Genomic DNA, 22518 nt, shown 5'->3' on the forward strand with positions numbered 1-22518 from the left:
GGCAGTTTACATATTGATTTAAACTGGTTGATTTCGTTACAAGTATTTGTTTTCCAAGGTATCAACGCGTTGTATTCCTACTCATTAGCATCTTGTCCATTTCTTACCCCATGTAAAAAAGCCTCCATAGAAATAGAGGCCTTAATCTTCGTATGTTTCATATGCTTCAATAATTCGTTGGACTAGCGGATGACGTACAACATCCAGTTGTTTTAAGTATATAAAATCGATTCCTTTTACGCTTTCGAGTCTTTTTTCAGTTACCTTTAACCCAGATTCCTTTCCACGAGGAAGGTCGATCTGTGTTAAATCACCTGTAATAACCATCTTTGAGCCAAATCCAAGACGCGTTATAAACATTTTCATTTGTTCTGGTGTTGTGTTTTGGGCTTCGTCTAATATAACAAAGCTTTCATCAAGTGTACGGCCTCTCATGTACGCTAAAGGAGCTATTTCAATCGTTCCTCGCTCAATCAGCCTTTCCGTGTGTTCAGCCCCTAAAAGGTCGTGCAGAGCATCGTAAAGAGGACGCAGATAAGGATCTACTTTTTCTTTTAGATCACCCGGCAAAAAACCAAGGCTCTCACCTGCTTCAACAGCAGGACGGGTAAGAACAATCTTCTTCATTTTACCTTCTTTTAAAGCATTAACGGCCATAACAACCGCAAGATAGGTCTTTCCAGTACCAGCAGGACCTATACCAAAGACAAGGTCGCGCTTTCTCATGGATTGGACGTAATGTCGTTGGCCAAGAGTCTTTACACGGATTGGTTTTCCTTTTGCAGTAACTGCAATATCTTCTTCATAAAGCTCACTTAATTCATCCAGCATATTTTTTTCAGCAAGCTGAACAGCATAAACAATGTCTCTTTCTGAAATCTTGATTCCTTTACGCACCAATTTCAGCAAGACAAACAAAGTCTCTTCAACCATTTCTGCTTTAGCGAGTTCACCTGAAACTAGAATATCTTCCCCTCTAGTGACTATACTCACGTTGAGCTTGTCTTCAATCACCTTCAAGAAAGCATCGTTCGGCCCAAAAAGTGAAGCTGCTTCAGTCGTATTTTCGAGTTGTAATGAATTAAGTCTTTTCGTTTCTGACAAACTACTCATTCTCCTTGTTGGATAGGTATAGGTTGTTCAGATGCAATATTTTCAATTACTTGGTAGAGCATCGTTAATTTTACTTTACCATTCGAGACGTTTTGTTGCCAAACTTTTTCACCTTTAATTTTTGCATCTTCAGGCAACTTCTTTCCCAATTCTTTCTTTGCCATCTTCTTACCAACTTCAATAGCTTCTGCCTTCGTGTAGGATCGTTTGACCCCATCTGTTTCCCTTACTTCTTTTTTTATATAAGAAAACGGCATCTTCCATTTCGCTAGGTAAAGAGGTGTTTCATTTAGTGTTTCCGTTTTGTCTTTAAATTCTCCATCGGAAAATCCGTATACAGGAAGATTTAGACCAAACAAGGAAACATAGTGTCTGTTTTTGTATTTTCCTGTATATGTTTGAAAAGAAGTATTTAAAGGAACTTCAACCTCTGTCTGATACCATACTTCTCCCCAAATCTTTCCTTTTGCACTTACGAGCTGTGGTTTTTTCTCTTTTCCTATAAGCCCTGAAACCAATAAGGACCCCTTCTTCACATAATCGTTAACACCTACGATAGGTTGTCCTTTTTCAACGAATACAGAATGAATGACAGCTTCTTTTGTTGCCACGAGATGTCTTGGACCTGTGATCGGTTTTGCTTCAGGAATCTCCTTTTCAACTACTTCCAATCGATAGGAGGTTCCATGTTGTGTGACACCAATCCATGTGACATTGTCCATCTTTTCGGTTAACTGCCGCTGGATCTCTCTGACATTTGGCAAAAGGAAGATAAACTTTCCTTTTGTGACCCCAATTTCAACAGCGGCTTTTCTTAACTCATATTCAGTCTTAGGATTCGCCCCCGTAACATTTATATTCCAAATCATATTTGATAATAAAAATAGAACAAAGATAAAAGCGGCCATACCAAGGATAAAACCATTTCTCTTCCACATTTTTTTCAAAAGAAAAGGTGTACCTTTCTTTTCCTTAATTCTGATCTTTAATTTATTTTCCTTTAAGATAGCTTTGGCTTTTCTTAAATCAGATATGGAAATAGAAACGAGTACACGGTTATGATCAAGTGGCTGGATATCCCAGATCTGTATATCAGATTGTAAGCACGTGTTTATAAATGAGCTAGAATCTTGTCCAATAATTTCAAGCCTTACATAGCCTTTTATATGATTCCAATTGGTTTTCATCATGTCCCTCCCTATTCAAAAAGTTATTCTTTTCCAAAGTCTACTGAAGATATTGTGCCTTCAAGCAGGATTTCTTCAGGTAAGATGGTTTTGATTACAAATTCACTTCCTTTAATAACGAGAGTCCCTTGTTTTAATTTGAGTGTAAGTTGTTCATTTGAAAAAGCTTTTACACCCCTGTGGTTTTCTATATATATGTGTAGTTGTCCAATCATCGTGATCCGGGGTAAATCCATCACTACATCTGCTGGTAGTTCAAGGTTCTGCATCATCCATTTGTTTACTTGCTGCCGCAATTTTCCCATAAAAAAACCCCCTCTCTCCATTTTTATGAGAGCGGGGGGGAAACTATCACTATTTCATTGTTTTCGTTTCGCTGTTTTCGCCTAAATGGTTCCTCCTAAAGTAGGTGATCAGAAGAGAAAAACCAAATAGCGACATTCCATTAGTAAACAACTTAAGCGAAAGAGTCTTTCGGGTTTAATACACTATCGCTTTTGCAGGGCTTTCGGCTTAGAAAGAATCTCAGACCAGATTACCGCTTTTTGCAGTTCTTGTTGATCTACTTTAAAGCCGCTCAAAATTTCTTCCTCTTTGTCTTGGTAACGGTTTGATCGATTTGAAGCAGCATTAACTTGTCGTTTAGCAGCTGGCCTTTCGTATTGCTTGCCTAAGACCTCTGCAGCTTTACTCTCAGTGATTTCATTATGTTCAAGCTGTATTGGACTGCCAAATGGAGAGACTGTTTGTTTCGGCTGTTCCGCTACACGTTTACTAGGCACTGGCCTTGAGGTATTTTGAGTTTCTTTCATTCTTTTAAAGAAGCTAAATATCCCACCTGCAACCAGAATAACAAAAAAGATATTCGCAAACAGCAGTTCAAGAATCGCTTCTAAGATTTTCATCTTTAAATCTTCCGTCCTTTATCATCGTTGTTCTCTTTATCTGAATTAGAGAACTTGCTGATTGATTCACGCATCGTTGTGTCTGCCATGATATTCTTCATGTTCATATAATCCATAAAGCCCATGTTTCCTGATCTAAGCGCTTCTGCTAAAGCCATTGGAACCTCTGCTTCTGCTTCCACAACTTTTGCTCTCATTTCTTGAACCCTTGCCTTCATCTCTTGTTCATTAGCAACGGCCATAGCGCGTCTTTCTTCAGCTTTTGCTTGAGCGATATTCTTGTCAGCCATAGCTTGATCTGTTTGAAGTTCAGCCCCAATATTTTTACCGATATCAATATCCGCAATATCAATGGACAGAATTTCGAAAGCTGTACCTGCGTCCAGCCCTTTTGATAATACCGTTTGAGAGATTAAATCTGGATTTTCAAGAACTTTTTTATGCGTTTCAGAAGAACCGATCGTACTAACGATTCCCTCACCAACACGGGCTATAATCGTTTCTTCCCCAGCTCCCCCTACAAGGCGATCGATGTTGGCACGAACCGTAATTCTAGCTTTTGCTTTTACTTCAATTCCATCCAAGGCTACACCCGCAATGAAAGGAGTTTCAATTACTTTTGGATTAACACTCATCTGAACGGCTTCAAGTACATCACGTCCTGCAAGGTCGATTGCAGCTGCTCTTTCAAAGCTCAATTCAATGTTAGCACGGTGTGCGGCAATCAGTGCATTTACAACCCTGTCTACATTCCCACCTGCCAGGTAATGGCTCTCAAGCTGATTGGTACTCAAACCTAACCCAGCTTTTACAGCTTTAATCAAAGGGTTAACAACACGATTCGGAATAACCCTTCTTAACCTCATCCCTACTAAAGTAAAGATCCCAACCCTAACACCTGCAGCTAATGCCGAAATCCATAGCATAACAGGAACAAAAGTAAATAATACTGCTAAAGCAATAACAATAAGGCCGATAATAACAATACTTGCGATAGAACCGAATTCTAACATTCACACACACTCCATTCATTCATTATTTTCTACTGATCTTACGACGACACGTCCACCACTAACTTTTACAATCTTTACGAGTTGACCTTTCTCAATATAAGATCCCTCTGTTACAACATCGAGATATTCATCATCAACTTTTACACTTCCAGATGGTCTCAGTGGTGTAGCTGTTAAACCAGTTCTCCCAGTTAGATCTATCCGCTCTTGGTGGGAGAGGTATCCTTTTTCAGAACTGGTTGAATCAAAGAGTACTAAACGTTTCAATGGTCCATTGTATCCAAAAGATCTAATGAAGAAGTATGACCCAATGATTGTTACAACTATCGCGATTGCAATGGCGATTAAAATACCTGATAGTGAACCACCTGCGAGTATCAACCCCGTTAACATTGCCACCACCCCCAGTATGCCCATAATTCCTCCAGGCAGAAATAACTCCAGTATAATGAGAACTAATCCGACACCAAATAATATAACTGCTTCCCATCCAGCAAGACCTGCTATCATATGGCCGTAAAAAAATAACATTAGTGATAGTGCACCGATTGAGCCTGCAATTCCGAATCCAGGCGTATATAATTCTAGAACAAGACCTAGACTGCCTAAAGATAGCAAGATTGGTACCACTACTGGATTTGTAACGAACCGAGCTATCTTATCAGCAAACGTAGGACTGGACTCTAAAATTTTGGCATCTTCTAAGTTTAAGTACGCTAAAAGCTCTTGTCTGTCTTGTGCAATATTTTCAGCATAACCTACCTTTAAAGCTTCACTTGCTGTTAGCGTCAGCAGATCTCCTTTTTTTACATGCAGCTCTTCTATTTCAATGTCCGGATCTACCATGGCTTCTGCATACAATGGATCTCTGTCATTCAGCTCAGCTGCTGCGAGCATTTCTGCCTTCCATGCAGATTCTGCTTTTTGACCTGCTGCATTTCCTTGAGCATCAATAACAGCTGCTGACCCAATGGTTGTAGAAGGCTTCATAACTATTTGATCGGCATTAAGAGCGATATAAGCTCCTGCAGAAAAAGCATTCTTAACGACATAAGCCGTAATCGGAATCTCAGTTTCCCTCATGATTTTTGCGATATGTAATGCGGCGTCTACTCTGCCTCCTGGTGTGTAGATTTCAAGTACGATATGATCAGTACCATCTTCTTCTGCTTTTTTAATATTGCGTTCTAAAAAAGCTTCGAGACCTCTCTCTACTTCATGTTCCACTGGAATAAAAGTAACTGTCTTTCCCTTTCCAGCAGAGAAAACATGCTGTGAAAAAATCAAACCATATATACCCCAAAAGAGACAAAGCATATATATGAATAAACGGGTCTTTTTCACAATACCCCCCCCTTCATTGTTAGTTTACGTTATTTTGTGGGAAAAGTTTCAAAAAGGATAAGATTAGATGAATACCTTCATGCTTTGACCGCGAAAAGATCTTGCAAAACCTTTAAAACCCTCTTATACAATAAGAAAACGCTCTGTATTGTATACAGAGCGTTTGTCATTTTCAATTATGATAATTGTTGCTGCACTATACGGTTAACGAGTCCGCCATCGGCTTTCCCTTTAACTTTCGGCATAAGTGCACCCATAACTTTACCTATATCAGCTTTTGAAGCAGCACCAGTTTCAGAAATCGTTTGAGCAACAATTTCTTGCAGTTCTTCTTCTGTAAGCTGTTTTGGCAAGTATGGCGTAAGAACAGCAATTTCATCTTGAAGACCAGCGACTAGATCATCGCGGCCAGCTTTTTCGAATTCTTGGAGGGAGTCTTTCCTTTGTTTCATTTCGCGTACAAGAACGGTAAGCTCTTCTTCCTCATTTAATTCGCGTCCTAACTTGATGGCTTCATTTTGAAGTGATGCCTTTAGCATACGAATAACGGAAAGCTTTTGCTTGTTCTTGTCCTTCATCGCTTGTTTCATATCTTGATTTAAATCGTTAAGAAGACTCATAATACTTACTTACACCCCGCTTAGAACTTACGCTTTCTTGCTGCCTCAGCCTTCTTCTTACGCTTTACGCTTGGCTTTTCATAATGCTTGCGCTTTTTAACTTCAGCCAATGTTCCATCTTTGGAAACGGATCTTTTAAAACGACGAAGAGCATCATCAATGGATTCATTCTTGCGAATACGTGTTTCTGCCATTTGTATTTCCCTCCCTCCAGACCACCCTTACATAAAGTAAAGATGCGTCACATATCTTTTGCCATTATAATATATCCTTCCAATACGGTCAACTTAATTTAAACAAGTTGGTCGGAGAGAGCAGGTAATTATTCAAAAGCAGGTATTAATAATCTGAAGTGGATGTTCCGCCTTCAACAATTGCAATCCCTGCACTTGCACCAATTCGAGTCGCACCAGCTTCGATCATAGCTAGAGCTGTTTCACGGTCACGAACCGCTCCAGATGCTTTCACCCCGATGTTTGGTCCAACTGTTTCACGCATTAGTTTAATATCTTCTGCTGTAGCTCCGCCAGTAGAGAAGCCTGTTGAGGTTTTCACAAAATCAATTCCAGCTTTTACAGCGATTTCACACGCTTTTACTTTTTCTTCATCTGTTAAAAGAGCCGTTTCAATAATCGCTTTCGTTAAAGCCTTTCCTTTTGCAGCTTCAACAACAGCACGAACATCTTGCTCAACTAGTTCGTAATTTCCGTCTTTTAAAGCTCCAATGTTAATAACCATATCAACTTCGGTAGCACCATTCTCGATAGCATTTTTTGTTTCGAAAGCCTTAACTTCAGGAGTGTTTGCCCCAAGAGGGAATCCGATAACCGTACAAACCGCCACATCAGAACCTTTTAGTTGTTCAAACGCCGTATAAACCCAAGTAGGATTTACACATACAGAAAAGAAATTATATTTTTTAGCTTCTTCACAAAGAGTTAAGATCTCATTCTTTGTAGTTTCAGCTTTTAATGCTGTGTGGTCAATCATTCTTGCAACGTTTAAATTGCTCATTTCAACAAACCCTTTCTTAAATAAAAAATTAAACACCGTTTGTATCATATCAAATATTTCAACAGAAATCGAGGCGCTTCATAATTATATACATAAAGGCAAGATTATTGCGGCTGATGCTTCCATATCAAAAGCAACATTTCATACGAAACGGATACGAAACAGCCTAAAAAAAACACCCTGGAATGAACTCTAGGGTGTTAGCTTGAAACAGCTTGCTTCAGGATTTCTTCCACTTCTTGTTTTACGAAAACACCTTTATTATAAGGATACCCAGCTTCGGTAATTTTCACTTTCACCAATTTACCAATCATTTCTTCATTGCCTTCAAATACAACTTTTAAATAATTTGGCGTGTATCCTACATATAGGTTGCTTCCAGCTTCCTCTTTAAATGCTTCCTCAGGAATAACTTCAACAACGGTATCTTCATAGTTAGAAGCGTATTCTTTCGCTAATTGGTCGGATAATGAAATTAGTTTGTGAACACGTTCATTCTTAACTTCCTCTGGAACCTGATTCTCCATCTTAGCTGCTGGTGTACCTGTACGTTTTGAATATGGGAATACATGAAGTTCCATAAATTTATGGTTCTCAATGAACCGATACGTCTCCATAAACTCTTCTTCTGTCTCTCCTGGAAACCCAACAATAACATCTGATGTGATCGCAAGACCTGGAAGGGCCTCTTTCAAGCGATCTAATCTTTCTCCGAACATTTCCATCGAATACTTTCTTCTCATTCTTTGCAGAACTGAATTAGAACCAGACTGAAGCGGGATGTGAAGGTGAGGAACCACTTTGTCAGATCTCCCCATAACTTCAATCACTTCATCTGAAATCTGGCTAGCTTCGATAGAAGAAATACGGATTCGTTTAAGCCCAGAAATATTGCGATCTAGATCATTAAGCAGTTTTGCAAACGAATAATCCTTCATATCTTCGCCGTAACCTGCAGTATGGATCCCAGTTAGAACGATTTCCTTGTATCCTGCATCAACTAACTGCTGTGCTTGAGATAGAACATCTTCTGGTTTTCGAGAACGAAGAAGACCCCTTGCCCAAGGGATAATACAAAATGTGCAAAAATTATTGCAGCCTTCTTGAATCTTCAATGATGCTCTTGTTCGATCAGTAAAGGCTGGTACATCTAATTCTTCATATACACGTGCCTTCATAATGTTTGAGACACCATTAATCGGCATACGTTCTTCTTTGTATTGTTGAATATATGAGAGCATTTTAGAACGATCTTGTGTTCCAACAACTACATCTACTCCCGGAATCGCCATAATTTCGGCTGGTGAAGTCTGAGCATAACAACCGGTAACACAAATAACAGCGTCCGGATTTTTACGGATGACTCTTCTGATTACTTGTCTGCTTTTTTTATCACCAGTATTCGTAACCGTACATGTATTAATCACATAGACGTCTGCTGTACTGTCGAAGTCAGCTCGGTCGTATCCTTCAGCTTGAAAAAGCTGCCAGATCGCTTCTGTTTCGTAATGATTTACTTTACAACCTAATGTATGAAATGCAACGGATGGCATATTGATCACCCCTTTAATTCAAAATGATAAGAAATCGCAGATAACATATATAATGGTGCTGTTTCTGTCCTTAATATTCTAGGACCAAGCCCGCACAATACAAACCCGTGTTCCCGAAGAGAAATCGCTTCTTTTTCACTGATTCCTCCCTCAGGTCCAATAACACATAAGATCGAATCTTCCCTAGATGCAGAATTAAGTACAGAAGCAAACCGTGACGATTCCCTTTGTTTTGCTTCTTCTTCAAACGCAACGATTTTTATATTATACTGTTCTGCCATTTTTAGCAAATCAGAAAAAGAACCTGGCTTCTGAATCTCTGGAACCCTGCTTCTATGAGACTGTTCAGCAGCTTCTTTCGCGATTTTTTCCAGGCGTTCTTGTTTCTTCACTGCTTTTTTTTCATCCCATTTAACGACTGATCGGTCAGCTGCAAACGGGAAAAAGGAAACCGCTCCAAGTTCTGTGCCTTTTTGGACGATATACTCAAGCTTATCTCCTTTTGGAAGTCCTTGTGCAATGGTAACAAAGACAGGCATTTCAGCTTGTGTCTCAACATCTTTTACTACCTGTACCTCTACAATGTTACCGCCAAGCTCCACGATTTCACACAATGAGGTGCGACCGCCGTTATCCGAACAGATGATTTGATCTCCATCTTGCATTCTCATCACTCTTAAGATGTGTTTCGCATCTTCGCCTGTTATGATTACGCGGTCATCTCTCCAGTTATCTCGTGGAACAAAGTACCTTTGCATGAGACGCACTTCCTATCTTCTTATTTCTGATTTTGAGCAACGATCGCTACCCAATCTTCCATTTCAAGAACCTCTACGATAGTAAAGCCTTGTTGTTCTAACTTTTCTTTCACATCACGTTTTTTCCCTTGGATGATACCTGAAGTAATAAAGTATCCGCCTGGCTTCAATACTTTTGCTGTATCTTCGACAAATAATAGAATGATTTCAGCCAAAAGGTTTCCTACAACAAGATCGACAGGACCTTCAATGCCTTTTAAGAGATCGTTTTGATCTACGAGAACTTTTGTATGAACCTTATTCAGCTTCACATTTAAACGAGCAGAGTTCACAGCTACTTCATCAAGGTCGTATGCTTCAACTTGTTTTGCACCTAACATGGCTGATGCGATACTTAACACACCTGAACCTGTTCCAACATCAATAACAGAATCGCCTTCTTTGATGTATTTTTCTATGGCTTGCAAGCTCATAACAGTTGTAGGATGTGTTCCCGTACCAAAAGCCATCCCAGGATCTAATTCGATTATAAGTTCATCAGAATTTACAGGCTGGTAGTCTTCCCAAGTAGGAGTGATCGTGATTCTCTTTGAGATTTTTACCGGTTTGTAGTATTTTTTCCATGCGGTTGCCCATTCTTCTTCATTCACTTCAGAAATAGAAATCGTATTTGCCCCAATATCTATATCGTACTTAACTAGATTCGTTATCGCTTGCTTGATTTCTTCGACGGTTTCCCCTAAAAAACTGTTTACAGGTAAGTACGCTTTTAGAATAACGCCTTCAGAAGGATAATCAGATGGATTCAGCTGATAGATTTCGCCAAATACGGATTGACGCTCTTTAGAGAGGTCATCAACATCCTCAATCACAACTCCGCTTGCTCCTGCCTCATGTAAAATATTCGATACTGGTTCAACAGCTTCCTGAGTAGTGTGGATGCTAATCTCTGACCATTTCATCATATCAACTCCGTTTATTAGTTTGGCTTTTAAATAATGACAGAAAGCTGCTTTGCAATCACCGTTGCTCTTGAAAGTAGTTGATTTCCGCTTCAGAACGCTCGCTTTCCGGGGGGCGTGCGGTGAGCCTCCTCGGCATTTCGTGCTATAGGAGTCTCACCTGTCCCGCTACCCCCCCAGGAGTCTCGCATCTTCACTCCAATCAACTTTTCAATGAAGTTCTGATAAGGAATTAATTTGAAAGCAACAATCTTTAATAATACAGCACTTAAAGAAGGCACATAATTTCAAATAAGTGAAATTATACTCACTTGATTTTAGAAGGGTTTTACTCGCCTTTAAACGCACGCTTTACTTTATCGAAAAATCCATCCTGTTGTTCGTCAGGTAAGCTGCCGCTTATTTCTGAAAAGTCACGAAGCAGCTGTTTTTGTTTTTCTGTTAAATTTTTAGGCGTAACTACCTTCACTTGAATATGCTGGTCACCTTGACCTCTTCCGTGAACATTTTTTACACCTTTTCCTCTTAAGCGGAAATGAGTTCCTGTTTGGGTTCCTGCTGGAATCTTCAGCTTAACTTTTCCATACAAGGTTGGGACTTCAATCTCATCTCCAAGAGCGGCTTGAGAAAATGTTAGTGGCATCTCACACAGTATATCATCTCCATCTCGCTCGAAGAACTCATGATCTGCCACTTGGAACACGACATAAAGATCACCTGCAGGTCCACCGTTCACCCCTGGTTCTCCGTGTCCAGACATACGAATCTGCTGACCGTTATCAACTCCGGCCGGCACTTTAACCGAGATCTTTTTGTTTTTGCGTACTTTTCCAGCACCATGACATGTATTACATTTTTCTTTAATAATCTTTCCTTTTCCGCTGCAATGGTTACATACTCTTCTGTTCACAATTCGACCAAAAGGTGTATTTTGTTCAACGTTCAACTGGCCGCTGCCATTACAATGCGAGCATGTTTCCGGTTTTGTTCCAGGCTTTGCACCTGATCCGTGACATGTAGCACATGATTCCTCTGTAGGGATTTGAATTTCAGTCTCTTTTCCGAAAACAGCTTCTTCAAAAGAAAGACGCAGTCCGTACTGAAGGTCATTCCCTTGGCGAGGAGCATTAGGATTTCGTCTTCCTCCGCCACCGCCGAAGAACATATCAAATATATCGCCAAAACCGTCAAAACCGGCTCCTCCACCACCGAATCCTTGATTTGGATCCGTATGGCCAAATTGATCATAGTGTGCTTTCTTTTGAGGATCGCTCAGGGTTTCATATGCATCTTTTACTTCTTTAAATTTTGTTTCCGCATCTGCCTCTTTATTTACATCTGGGTGATACTTTCTGGCAAGTTTACGGTATGCTTTTTTCACCTCATCACCTGAGGCGTTTTTATCTAATCCAAGTACTTCGTAATAATCTCGTTTACTCATATAGGACACTCCCGAATTCTCACATAAAAGTTATCTTACCATTGAATACCACCTGACTCAAGACGAAAACTGCAACACTTTTGTTACGTCTTTAGCCCGATGTTCTTATCCTTTATTCAGAAAAAAAGTCAAAGTCAAGATGACCTGACTTTGACTTTTATCTGCAAAAAATTACTTTTTATCGTCATTAACTTCTTCGTAATCAGCATCAACGATGTTGTCATCGTTCTTGCTTGAAGATTGTCCTGTTGCATCCCCTTGTTGAGCTTGGGCTTGTTGTGCAGCTTGCTCATAGAGTTTCACAGAAAGCTGTTGAACGATTTCACTCAAAGCGTCTTTTTCTTTCTTGATCGCTTCAATATCATTGCCTTCAAGAGCTTTTTTCAAGCTTTCTTTTGCTTCTTCAGCTTTTTTCACTTCTGCTTCGTCAACTTTACCTTCTAAATCTTTCAACGTTTTGTCAACCGTGAACACAAGCTGATCCGCTTCGTTTCTCGTATCGATTTCTTCACGTTTCTTCTTGTCTGCTTCAGCGTTTTCTTCTGCATCTTTTACCATGCGGTCGATCTCTTCGTCTGAAAGACCAGTTGAAGATTTAATCGTGATCGATTGTTCTTTGTTCGTACCAAGATCTTTTGCACGCACATTTACGATACCATTCGCATCAATATCAAAACTTACTTCGATTTGAGGCACACCGCGTGGAGCTGGCGGAATTTCAGACAACTGGAATCTTCCAAGTGTCTTGTTGTGTGCTGCCATTTCACGTTCCCCTTGAAGAACATGAATATCTACTGAAGTTTGGTTGTCAGCCGCTGTAGAGAATACTTGTGATTTTGATGTAGGAATCGTTGTGTTGCGATCGATCAATCTTGTAAATACGCCACCCATTGTTTCAATACCTAATGAAAGTGGTGTTACATCAAGAAGGACAACATCCTTAACATCACCAGCAAGCACTCCACCTTGAATAGCTGCACCTAGTGCTACAACTTCATCAGGGTTTACACCTTTATGAGGTTCTTTACCCGTGAACTTCTTGATTGCTTCTTGCACAGCAGGGATACGAGTAGATCCACCAACAAGAATTACTTTATCAAGGTCAGAAGGTGACATTCCAGCATCTTGAAGTGCTCGGCGAGTAGGTCCCATCGTGCGCTCTACTAACTCAGAAGAAAGATCTTCAAACTTCGCACGTGTTAAATTTAATTCTAAGTGCTTAGGTCCAGAAGCGTCCGCTGTGATAAACGGCAATGAGATTTGAGTAGATGTTACACCTGAAAGATCTTTCTTCGCTTTCTCAGCTGCATCCTTCAAACGCTGAAGTGCCATTTTATCTTGAGAAAGGTCAATGCCGTTCTCTTTTTTAAATTCGCTAACTAAATGGTCGATGATTACTTGGTCAAAATCATCTCCACCTAGCTTGTTATCTCCAGAAGTAGCTTTTACTTCAAAGAAACCATCGCCTAGCTCAAGGATAGATACATCAAACGTACCACCACCAAGGTCAAATACTAGGATCGTTTGATCTTCGTCTTTTTCAAGACCGTAAGCTAAAGCTGCTGCAGTAGGTTCGTTTACGATACGCTCAACTTGAAGTCCTGCGATTTGTCCAGCATCTTTAGTTGCTTGACGCTGTGCATCATTAAAATAAGCAGGTACTGTAATAACCGCTTTTTCAACTTTTTCTCCAAGATAGTCTTCTGCATGAGACTTTAACTTTTGCAAGATGATCGCAGAGATCTCTTGAGGCGTGTAATCTTTACCTTCAACTGTTTCTTTATGATCAGTTCCCATATAACGTTTGATCGACATGATTGTATTCGGGTTCGTTACAGCCTGACGCTTTGCTACTTCCCCTACTGAACGATCTCCATCTTTGAATGCTACTACTGATGGTGTTGTACGGTTTCCTTCCGGGTTAGGAATAACTACCGCTTCTCCACCTTCCATAACAGCTACACAAGAGTTTGTAGTACCTAAGTCAATACCGATGATTTTACTCATGTTTTTTCCCTCCATCATACATATGTAGTTTTTATGCGTTTACTTTTACCATCGCTGGTCGAATTACTCGATCTTTTAACATGTACCCTTTTTGCAATTCCTCAATAACCGTGTTGGATTCAAATTCAGAATCCTCTACTTGCATAACAGCTTGGTGCAGATTCGGGTCAAATGTTTGACCGACTGACGGAATCTCTGTCAGACCTTCTTGTTTCAGTGCGTCTGCCAACTGACGATAAACCATTTCCATTCCTTGAATTAATGTCTTGGTTTGCTCATTCGTAGCTTCAGTCTTCAAAGCACGCTCAAAGTTATCGAGTGCAGGTAATAACTGTTCTAAAAGACTTTGAGATTTATATTTAAGGCTCGCAGCCTGTTCTTCTCTTGTACGGCGACGGAAATTATCATAATCCGCTTGCAAGCGAAGATTTTTTTGACTAGCTTCCTCAAGTTTTGCTTCTAATTCTGAGATACGTTGCTGTTCATCGCTAAGAGTGTCCTCAGTTGAAGTTTCTGAAGATTCTTCTACAACTTCTTCCGTTTCCGTCACTTCTTCATTCACATCTATTTGTGATTGATCTTGTGTGATGTCCTCTTTGTTCATGCTTTCACCTCCCTATACGAATACACTTATTTAGAAAAACCGTTTAACCGGTTTGTCATTTCTTTGGATAACGAATCTAGCAGTGAAATAACTTTCTTGTATTCCATTCTTGTTGGACCAATCAATGAAATTGTTCCTATATGTTTACCATGCATGGTATAGGAAGCATTTATCACACTGCAGTTTTTCATAGCTTCATGTTCATTTTCAGTACCAATTCTAATAGTTAGTCCCTTATCAGTAGAGGAAACAAGCTTCTCCATAAGATCTCGCGTTTCCAAAAAGTCGAGAAGCGGCCTAACCTTATCAAGATCACGGAATTCCGGCTGAGATAACATATTTGTTTTCCCGCCATAAAAAAGCTTTTCTTTCTTGCTCCATAATAGAAGCTGATCTAGGAAAACACCCATATTCAAATCATTTCGAAGGTGTTTTTTAAACACAGCTGATAGTTCTTTTTTTATACGTGTATTCAGCTCTATCAATCTAACACCAGCAAGTCTATCGTTTAGAATATTAACGAGCTTCTCAAGATCGGATGGTTCGATCGTATCAGGAAGAACAATCTGTCTGTTTTCAACATGTCCGGTGTTCGTTACAAATATAGCAACAGCCATCTGCGCTGATATCGGAATAATCTGCATGTTCTTAAGCTTCATGTCAAGGGCGTTTGGCCCTAAAACAACAGAAGTATAATTGGTCATATCTGATAGAATTTTAGCTGATTGATCAAATAACGCTTCTGCCTCCTGAACCTTTTCGGTAAATAAAAATTCAGAATGTCCCATCTCATTTTCTTCCATGAAAAGAGAAGGTAGAAGATGATCTACATAAAACCGATAACCTTTTTCAGAAGGTATTCTACCAGATGATGTATGGGTTTTTTCTAAGAATCCAAGATCCTCCAAATCCGCAAGTTCATTCCGAATGGTTGCAGGACTGTAGGTAATGTCCTCTCGCTTAGAGATCGTACGGGAACCTACAGGCTCAACATGCTTAATATAATCATCTATTAAAACACGCAGAATAAAGAGTTGACGTTCCGTTAACATACCATCACCCCATTTGTTAGCACTCATGAAGAGCGAGTGCTAAATCTATAATATAAGTTACCAAAAGGTACTCTTTGTTGTCAATCTAAAACTACACCAATAAATTCTTGAAAGACTTCGTTCCCTAATGGAATACCATCTTTTGTTAAAGAAAGAGTATCCTTCCTTTTTTCAAGCCATCCTTTTTGAATCAATCTTCTAATCGGCTCTCTGTAAACGTCAAACATTGATACGCCATAGCGATTAAGGAAGGTCTCGTCAGAAACTCCTTCCTGTTTTCGAAGGCCCATGAACATTTCTTCTTCCATCTTTTCAGATAAAGGAACTATATGTTCTTCAATATAAGGAAAACCATGTTCCTCAATTAATTTCATATATTGTTTTAGTGGACCCGCATTTCTTCGTCTTGTACCCTCAACATAACTATGAGCCCCTGCACCGATTCCAAAATACTCGTTATTATTCCAGTATTGGAGATTATGCTTGCTCTCAAACCCTGGGATCGCAAAATTGCTGATTTCATATTGCTTATATCCTCTTTTTTCAAGGGTTTCTATTAGATATTCGTACATAGCTGCTTCAAGCTCTTGCTCTGGCAAAACGAGCTTTCCTTTTTGGGCTAAATTATAAAATACCGTTTTCTTTTCAATCTGCAATGAGTAAGAGGAAATATGCGGGACATCAAGTGCCAGTGCCTCATCTACTGACTCCTTAAACATATCCATCGTTTGCCCTGGCAAACCAAACATCAAATCGATCGACATATTGTGGATGCCAGCTGCTTTAGAATCAGCAACAGTTGAATACACATCTTCCCTGTTGTGTGTTCTGCCTAATTTTTTTAATAAAGAGGATTGAAAGGCCTGTACGCCTATACTCAGCCTGTTAACACCATTATCTTTTAAAACTGCTATTTTTTCTTTTGTTGTTTGTTCTGGATTTGCCTCAACTGTGAATTCTTTCACGTTTTTGTTTCCCAGCACCACGTTTACATCATTTAAAAAGGTTTCCAGTTGCTTTTCACTTAAAGAGGTTGGCGTTCCCCCTCCTACAAAAATCGTTTCCATCTCATAATCCTTAAATCTGGACGTCGTATTCACCATCTCTTTTTTCATAGACATTAAATACTCATCTACTGGCTGTTGATGAATAAAAATCTTATTAAAATCACAATAGTGACAAATTTGAACACAGAATGGAATATGAAGGTATGCCGCTTTCAGCACGATGTTCACCGCCTTTTTTTCTCAAAATATAGGAAAGACCGCTAAAATTGCCTTTGCGGTCTTATAAAATCTTTTATTTATTGTTGTTGGAATCATCCATACGAAGAACGGCCATAAACGCTTCTTGAGGAACATCTACTCGACCAATTGTCTTCATACGTTTCTTACCTTCTTTTTGCTTATCGAGTAGCTTACGTTTACGTGAGATATCCCCTCCGTAACACTTGGCTAAAACGTTCTTTCTTAACGCCTTGATGTTTGAACGAGCAACAATCTTCTGACCGATTGCAGCTTGTATTGGCACTTCAAACTGTTGACGCGGAATCAACTCTTTTAGTTTTTCAACGACAACTTTACCGCGTTCATATGCAAAGTCTTTATGAACGATTACAGACAACGCATCAATCTTTTCATTGTTCAGCAATATTTCCATTTTAACCAGCTTTGATGGTTTATAACCGATCAACTCATAGTCAAGAGATGCGTACCCTTTTGTGCTTGATTTTAACTGATCAAAGAAATCATAAACAATCTCAGAAAGCGGAATCTCGTAAAGAACGTTTACGCGATTGTTTTCTAAATAATCCATCGTCATGAAGATTCCGCGTTTCTTTTGGCAGATCTCCATAATTGTCCCAACATAATCGTTCGGTGTCATGATTGAAGCTTTTACATATGGCTCTTCAACAACAGAAATCTTCTGTGCTTCCGGCATATTCGCTGGATTATCAACGATTATTTTTTCCCCGTCCGTCATCGTAACGTTATAAATAACACTAGGCGCCGTTGCAATAAGATCAATGTTAAATTCACGTTCGATACGCTCCTGAATGATCTCCATGTGAAGGAGTCCTAAGAATCCGCATCTGAATCCAAATCCAAGGGCTTGAGATGTCTCTGGCTCATATTGAAGAGCAGAATCATTCAAAACAAGTCGTTCTAATGCTTCACGAAGATCGTTATATTTTGCCGTGTCTACTGGATATAGTCCGCAATAAACCATTGGGTTCATCTTTCTATAACCTGGAAGTGGCTCTGTTGCCCCTTTTACGGAACTAGTAATCGTATCACCAACTTGTGTATCTCCAACGTTTTTAATAGATGCGGTTAAGAAACCAACATCCCCAACTGTTAAAAAGTCTTTTTGAACCGCTTTAGGAGTGAATACTCCAAGTTCAAGCACTTCAAACTCTTTTCCAGTTGCCATCATTCTAATTTTATCGCCGACCTTAACTGTACCTTCTGCCACACGTATATAGGTAACTACGCCTCTATATGGGTCATAAAGAGAGTCGAAGATAAGTGCTTTAAGCGGCCCTTCTGGATCTCCCGGCGGTGCAGGAACCTTCTCAACAATCTGTTCTAAGATGTCTTGAATTCCGATACCCGCTTTTGCTGAAGCAAGTACTGCTTCAGATGCATCCAATCCGATTACATCTTCAATTTCCTGACGGACGCGCTCTGGCTCTGCACTCGGCAGGTCAATCTTGTTGATAACCGGCAAGATCTCTAGATCATTCTCAAGAGCCAAGTATACGTTAGCGAGCGTCTGTGCTTCAATCCCTTGGGCAGCGTCAACGATAAGCAGTGCTCCCTCACATGCTGCTAAGCTTCTCGACACCTCGTATGTAAAATCTACGTGTCCCGGTGTATCAATCAAGTGGAACGTATAAATCTCACCATCTTTTGCTTTATATTGAAGCTGCACGGCATTTAATTTAATCGTAATTCCACGTTCACGTTCTAAATCCATAGAGTCTAACAGCTGTTCTTTCATCTCACGCTGTGTTAGAGCACTTGTTTCTTCTAAAATCCTGTCAGCTAAAGTAGATTTCCCATGATCAATATGAGCAATGATGGAAAAGTTTCGTATTTTAGCTTGTCTTTTTAATTTTTCTTCTCTGTTCATTATACGTTCACTCCTACAATTTTAGGAAAAGTCACTAGCTTTGATTATAGCAATACAAGATACCTGTTTCAATCACAACCTCAAAAAATACAATTAACAGTTGTTGATAATTAAATAAAAGGCCATTTAAAAAAGCTGTATTGGGAAACATCCTTGTGTGTTTGAAAGTGTTGATTTCCGCACTAGGATGCTTGCTATCCTTGGTGCAGGCGGTGAGCCACATTTGTACGGCTTAAGTGTCTCACCTGCCCGCTTTCAAGGAAGTATCCTTGCTCCTGCGTCTACAAGTTAAGGCTAACGTAGCGAGCTTCCTCGTCGCATGTCTTGCGAGAAGCTTCTCAAGAAGTATCCTGCTCCTGCGTCTACAAGTTAAGGTTGACGTAGCGAGCTTCCTCGTCGCATGAATTGCGCTCGAATCAACCTAGCAATGGATGCAGATCTCAAAATCACCCTCTAAGTTACAATTTTTTAGAAGTAAGCCAAACAAAAAGAACCTCTAAAGGAGAGAGTCCTTTATGGTTCTTATGGCGAAAAAACAGCTAACATCTCTTGTATAATGATGCCGAAAACAGAGATCATGACACTAAAAGCTGAAGAAATCCAAGAGGTCAGATTTTGACCTAGTGCAGAAAACACATTAAATGAGTCAATTTTATTTAATGTCTCTTGTTTTGTTTTAATATCATGACTCGTTACAGCCTCGGCATCAGTTGCTTTAGATTGTTCTTGTGCTGTTGTTGTTAATGATTCGATACTCTTTTGAGATGGTGACTTTAATTCATTCATCTCAAAGTGTGCTTTCTGAATACCAAATAAGACTCCGAATAACAGGATAATTACCAGTCCGAAACACTTTAACATAAATTTTGCCATGATTTTTTCCTCCGCGTGGGAATATACAATTTAAATTTATGCACAAGCTTGTCCAAACATGACTATAGAACTTAGTGTGTATAGGAGGATGTATTTCCTTGATCAATTTCACCATGAAGAGCTGTATTTAACCCATTGGCTAGGACGTTCGCCATATCTTCTATAAATACATCCACTTCCTTTGGCGTAACCATCAAGTTATGTCCAAGAGGTGCTAAAACTTCACGGATCAATCGCAACTTCTCATCATCCTCTAACACACCGACAATACCTAAAAACGATTTTCGGTGACCTTCTTCAGGCATGTCATCATCGGTTAATACTTTCTTTTCTCCGAATGTCATGCCAGCAGGCAATAAAGATTTTGAAGGCTTGTCTTTCTCCTTCATCTCCCGCCCGAAGTGTTTTAAGATAAAATCGATCGTATCACTCGTAATGGTTGCTGCGTCAACAACCGTAGGAATACCTATTGATATAACTGGGATTCCCAATGTTTCTTTGCTCAACTCTTTACGTTTATTCCCGACACCTGAACCCGGATGGATACCCGTATTAGATACTTGGATCGTAGCGTTTACCCTCTCGATCGAACGTGATGCTAAAGCGTCAATAGCGATTACAAAATCAGGGTTCACCCTTTTTACGATGCCATCAATAATATCGCTAGTTTCAATTCCTGTAATCCCCATTACTCCCGGAGAGATCGCACATACAGGCCTGAATCCTTCTTCAACGTTTTCAGGAGCTAATTCAAAAAGGTGTTTTGTAATCGTTAAGTTCTCAACAACAAGAGGACCTAGTGAGTCAGGTGTCACATTCCAGTTGCCTAGACCAACGACTAAGCAGGTATCATCTTTTTTTACACCTTGTTCACTTAAAAACTGATTGAATTCATGCGCAAAAACTTCTTGAACCCTCTCTTGGAGCTTCGAATCTTTTTCACGAATTCCTTGTACTTCAAAAGTTACATACACACCTGCTTTTTTACCGGTTGTTTCTGCACCCTTCTCATCAATTTCTACTCGTACACACTTGATACCATCTTTGTCTTTTTCATGTATAATGACACCCTCAAGAGTACTTTTATTAACGGCCGCATCTTCTTTTAACAGCATATCGTGAGCTTCAATCGCCAGATCAGTTCGAACTGAATAGGCTTGTAGATCTAAATCTTTACCCATAATCTACCACCATCCTTTATCATGTATTTTTGCCGCAACTCATCCTTTTCATTCTTGTATTGCATTTAAAGGGCGATTTTGATAGAATACTTTGTGTCCTATTTTTTGCAACGGAAAGTAATTTTGTTGCTCATGGTTCATTTAGGGAGGTGAATGGATTGGCTAATATTAAATCAGCGATTAAACGTGTAAAAACGAACGAAAAGCGTCGTGCTCACAACGCTTCACTTAAGTCTGGCATGCGTACTGCAATCAAAAACTTTGAAGTTCTAGCAGCTTCAAACAATGCAGAAGGTGCTCAAGCAGCTTTTGTTACTGCTTCTAAGAAGATTGACAAAGCAGCAAACAAAGGACTTATCCACAAAAATGCAGCTTCTCGCCAAAAGTCTCGTCTTGCTAAGGCTTTAAACGGTGTTAACGCATAAATTGAAGGATGAAACCTGAAAAACGGCCTTACACCAATAGGTCGTTTTTTTATTTTGCAGATTTTAATTTTAAAGTGTAATGAATGCCAGCATTTGCTGGCTTTTTTGTTTGTCTAAAAATGTAGAATCGCCTTTATTTTGGTATTATCGCTTAATCTCATAACAGAATCGCTTAATCATTTATTAAATCGCTTAATTCTTAGAAGAAATGAAGTAATCTCTCTAAGCACTAACTAAAAAACCCCTTTTCCATTTTGGAAAGGGGTTTGCTACAGTATTTCGTTTTCGCTCCTATGAACCTTGAGATAGTGCTACAATCTCTAGCTCTAATAATAGTGTTTTGTCCATCTGACCTGTTTTTAACTTATAATCTGTGTCTGCAAAGTTATTCAGACAATTCCTTAAAAAAGCCTCATCATAACGTTTAGCGTGTTTTGAAGCAAGTTTTACAGCGTATGGATGTAATTTTAATGATGACGCAATCTGCTTCTCGCCATATCCTTTCTTTTGAAGCTCTTTTACTCCGTTAATCATTCGAAACTGCCTCGTGATTAATGCGTGAATCTGGATGGGCTCCTGATTCTGTTTCATAAGGTCATAAAAACTTCTTAGCGCTTGTTCTGTTCTTTTATGAACAACATGATCGACAAGGCCAAACACATCATCCTCAAGTGTTCTTGCAACCAAATTTTCCACTGTGTCTTTCGAAATCACACCATTTTCGCCAACAAAGAGAGCCATTTTTTCCAACTCTTTTGCCAATACAGCCATATGTGTTCCCAGCCTAGAAAGAAGAAGCTGAGTGGCTTCCCCGTCTATAGAAACCCCTAAACTCACAGCCTCTTTCTGAAGCCATTTCTCAGCAGTATCATTGCTAAGCTTGGACACTTGTATGACTTCTGCCTGTGTTTTTAGCTGTTTAACAATCTTTTTACGTTCATCCAGCTTTTCATAGGGTACAACAATAATTAAGATCGTATAATCCGCTGGGTTTTGTATGTAATGTTCAAATATTTTATAGTCGTGTTCTATTTTTGTCTTTTCTTTCGCAGCAGTTAAAAATGCTGCGTTTTTCATCACTACAACTCGGCGGTCTCCTAAAAAAGGCATCGTCTCTGCATCTTCAATTACTTCTTGAACGGAGATCTCATCCAAATTATGTACACTCAAATTAAAGTCCTTCTCGTCAGGAGACAAGAGGCTTGTTATCGTTTCTATAGCATTCTCTGCTAAATAAAGCTCTGTTCCCCAAATGAGATAGATCGGAGACAATTCTTTATTTTTAACTCTCTTTTTTAATGATTCAACTGTTAGCACCTATTTCACCTCTC

22 protein-coding genes are annotated in these 22518 nt (G+C 39.5%); 1 reads left to right on the forward strand and 21 read right to left on the reverse strand.

Annotated elements, in window-relative coordinates:
• Positions 1–141 precede the first annotated feature (141 nt).
• The 20 genes from AWM68_RS04495 to gpr all read right to left on the reverse strand — a co-directional run bounded on the left by AWM68_RS04495 (position 142) and on the right by gpr (position 20762).
• Complete coding sequence (locus tag AWM68_RS04495) at positions 142–1104, reverse strand: PhoH family protein (RefSeq protein WP_066237625.1); 963 nt, start codon at positions 1102–1104, stop codon at positions 142–144.
• Positions 1105–1109: 5 nt separating this feature from the next.
• The gene (yqfD, locus tag AWM68_RS04500) at positions 1110–2300 is read right to left on the reverse strand and encodes a sporulation protein YqfD (RefSeq protein ID WP_066237627.1); all 1191 of its coding nucleotides are present in this window, start codon (positions 2298–2300) and stop codon (positions 1110–1112) included.
• 23 nt (positions 2301–2323) lie between these two features.
• Positions 2324–2605 carry a sporulation protein YqfC gene (gene yqfC / locus AWM68_RS04505; RefSeq protein WP_066237630.1) on the reverse strand — a complete coding sequence of 94 codons (282 nt, stop codon included), beginning with the start codon at positions 2603–2605 and terminating at the stop codon, positions 2324–2326.
• A 183-nt stretch (positions 2606–2788) separates the two neighbouring features.
• Complete coding sequence (locus tag AWM68_RS04510) at positions 2789–3205, reverse strand: hypothetical protein (protein ID WP_066237633.1); 417 nt, start codon at positions 3203–3205, stop codon at positions 2789–2791.
• Between the two features lie 2 nt (positions 3206–3207).
• Positions 3208–4218, reverse strand: a complete 1011-nt coding sequence (gene floA, locus AWM68_RS04515) for a flotillin-like protein FloA (protein WP_066237637.1) — start codon at positions 4216–4218, stop codon at positions 3208–3210.
• A gap of 15 nt (positions 4219–4233) precedes the next feature.
• Positions 4234–5562 carry an NfeD family protein gene (locus AWM68_RS04520; RefSeq protein WP_231868368.1) on the reverse strand — a complete coding sequence of 443 codons (1329 nt, stop codon included), beginning with the start codon at positions 5560–5562 and terminating at the stop codon, positions 4234–4236.
• A 176-nt stretch (positions 5563–5738) separates the two neighbouring features.
• A complete protein-coding gene (locus AWM68_RS04525; RefSeq protein ID WP_066237639.1) occupies positions 5739–6182 on the reverse strand; it encodes a GatB/YqeY domain-containing protein in 444 nt (147 codons plus the stop codon).
• A 20-nt stretch (positions 6183–6202) separates the two neighbouring features.
• A complete protein-coding gene (rpsU, locus tag AWM68_RS04530) occupies positions 6203–6376 on the reverse strand; it encodes a 30S ribosomal protein S21 (protein ID WP_066237650.1) in 174 nt (57 codons plus the stop codon).
• 145 nt (positions 6377–6521) lie between these two features.
• The gene (deoC, locus tag AWM68_RS04535; protein ID WP_066237652.1) at positions 6522–7196 is read right to left on the reverse strand and encodes a deoxyribose-phosphate aldolase; all 675 of its coding nucleotides are present in this window, start codon (positions 7194–7196) and stop codon (positions 6522–6524) included.
• 200 nt (positions 7197–7396) lie between these two features.
• A complete protein-coding gene (mtaB, locus tag AWM68_RS04540; RefSeq protein WP_066237654.1) occupies positions 7397–8749 on the reverse strand; it encodes a tRNA (N(6)-L-threonylcarbamoyladenosine(37)-C(2))-methylthiotransferase MtaB in 1353 nt (450 codons plus the stop codon).
• Between the two features lie 5 nt (positions 8750–8754).
• The gene (locus tag AWM68_RS04545) at positions 8755–9507 is read right to left on the reverse strand and encodes a 16S rRNA (uracil(1498)-N(3))-methyltransferase (RefSeq protein ID WP_066237657.1); all 753 of its coding nucleotides are present in this window, start codon (positions 9505–9507) and stop codon (positions 8755–8757) included.
• A gap of 20 nt (positions 9508–9527) precedes the next feature.
• Positions 9528–10469: a 50S ribosomal protein L11 methyltransferase gene (gene prmA, locus AWM68_RS04550; RefSeq protein ID WP_066237660.1), complete on the reverse strand. Its 942-nt coding sequence runs from the start codon at positions 10467–10469 to the stop codon at positions 9528–9530.
• 328 nt (positions 10470–10797) lie between these two features.
• Positions 10798–11910 carry a molecular chaperone DnaJ gene (gene dnaJ / locus AWM68_RS04555; protein WP_066237662.1) on the reverse strand — a complete coding sequence of 371 codons (1113 nt, stop codon included), beginning with the start codon at positions 11908–11910 and terminating at the stop codon, positions 10798–10800.
• Between the two features lie 171 nt (positions 11911–12081).
• The gene (gene dnaK / locus AWM68_RS04560; RefSeq protein ID WP_066237664.1) at positions 12082–13917 is read right to left on the reverse strand and encodes a molecular chaperone DnaK; all 1836 of its coding nucleotides are present in this window, start codon (positions 13915–13917) and stop codon (positions 12082–12084) included.
• Positions 13918–13948: 31 nt separating this feature from the next.
• Entirely contained in the window at positions 13949–14521 is a 573-nt protein-coding gene (grpE, locus tag AWM68_RS04565; RefSeq protein WP_066237668.1) for a nucleotide exchange factor GrpE, read from the reverse strand.
• Between the two features lie 26 nt (positions 14522–14547).
• Positions 14548–15573, reverse strand: a complete 1026-nt coding sequence (hrcA, locus tag AWM68_RS04570) for a heat-inducible transcriptional repressor HrcA (RefSeq protein ID WP_066237670.1) — start codon at positions 15571–15573, stop codon at positions 14548–14550.
• Between the two features lie 80 nt (positions 15574–15653).
• Positions 15654–16799, reverse strand: coding sequence for a radical SAM family heme chaperone HemW (gene hemW / locus AWM68_RS04575; protein WP_066237672.1), 1146 nt, complete (start codon positions 16797–16799; stop codon positions 15654–15656).
• Positions 16800–16872: 73 nt separating this feature from the next.
• A complete protein-coding gene (gene lepA, locus AWM68_RS04580; protein ID WP_066237675.1) occupies positions 16873–18708 on the reverse strand; it encodes a translation elongation factor 4 in 1836 nt (611 codons plus the stop codon).
• Positions 18709–19230: 522 nt separating this feature from the next.
• Positions 19231–19581, reverse strand: a complete 351-nt coding sequence (locus tag AWM68_RS04585; RefSeq protein ID WP_066237677.1) for a DUF3679 domain-containing protein — start codon at positions 19579–19581, stop codon at positions 19231–19233.
• Between the two features lie 71 nt (positions 19582–19652).
• Positions 19653–20762: a GPR endopeptidase gene (gene gpr, locus AWM68_RS04590; protein WP_066237681.1), complete on the reverse strand. Its 1110-nt coding sequence runs from the start codon at positions 20760–20762 to the stop codon at positions 19653–19655.
• Positions 20763–20920: 158 nt separating this feature from the next.
• On the opposite strand from gpr, the gene rpsT reads away from it, so the two are divergent.
• Entirely contained in the window at positions 20921–21187 is a 267-nt protein-coding gene (rpsT, locus tag AWM68_RS04595; protein WP_066237684.1) for a 30S ribosomal protein S20, read from the forward strand.
• Between the two features lie 291 nt (positions 21188–21478).
• Here the strand turns inward: rpsT and holA are convergent, their stop codons facing one another.
• The gene (gene holA / locus AWM68_RS04600) at positions 21479–22504 is read right to left on the reverse strand and encodes a DNA polymerase III subunit delta (protein ID WP_066237686.1); all 1026 of its coding nucleotides are present in this window, start codon (positions 22502–22504) and stop codon (positions 21479–21481) included.
• Between the last annotated feature and the right edge of the window lie 14 nt (positions 22505–22518).

It is taken from the genome of Fictibacillus phosphorivorans (assembly GCF_001619875.1).
Lineage (GTDB): Bacteria > Bacillota > Bacilli > Bacillales > Fictibacillaceae > Fictibacillus > Fictibacillus phosphorivorans_B.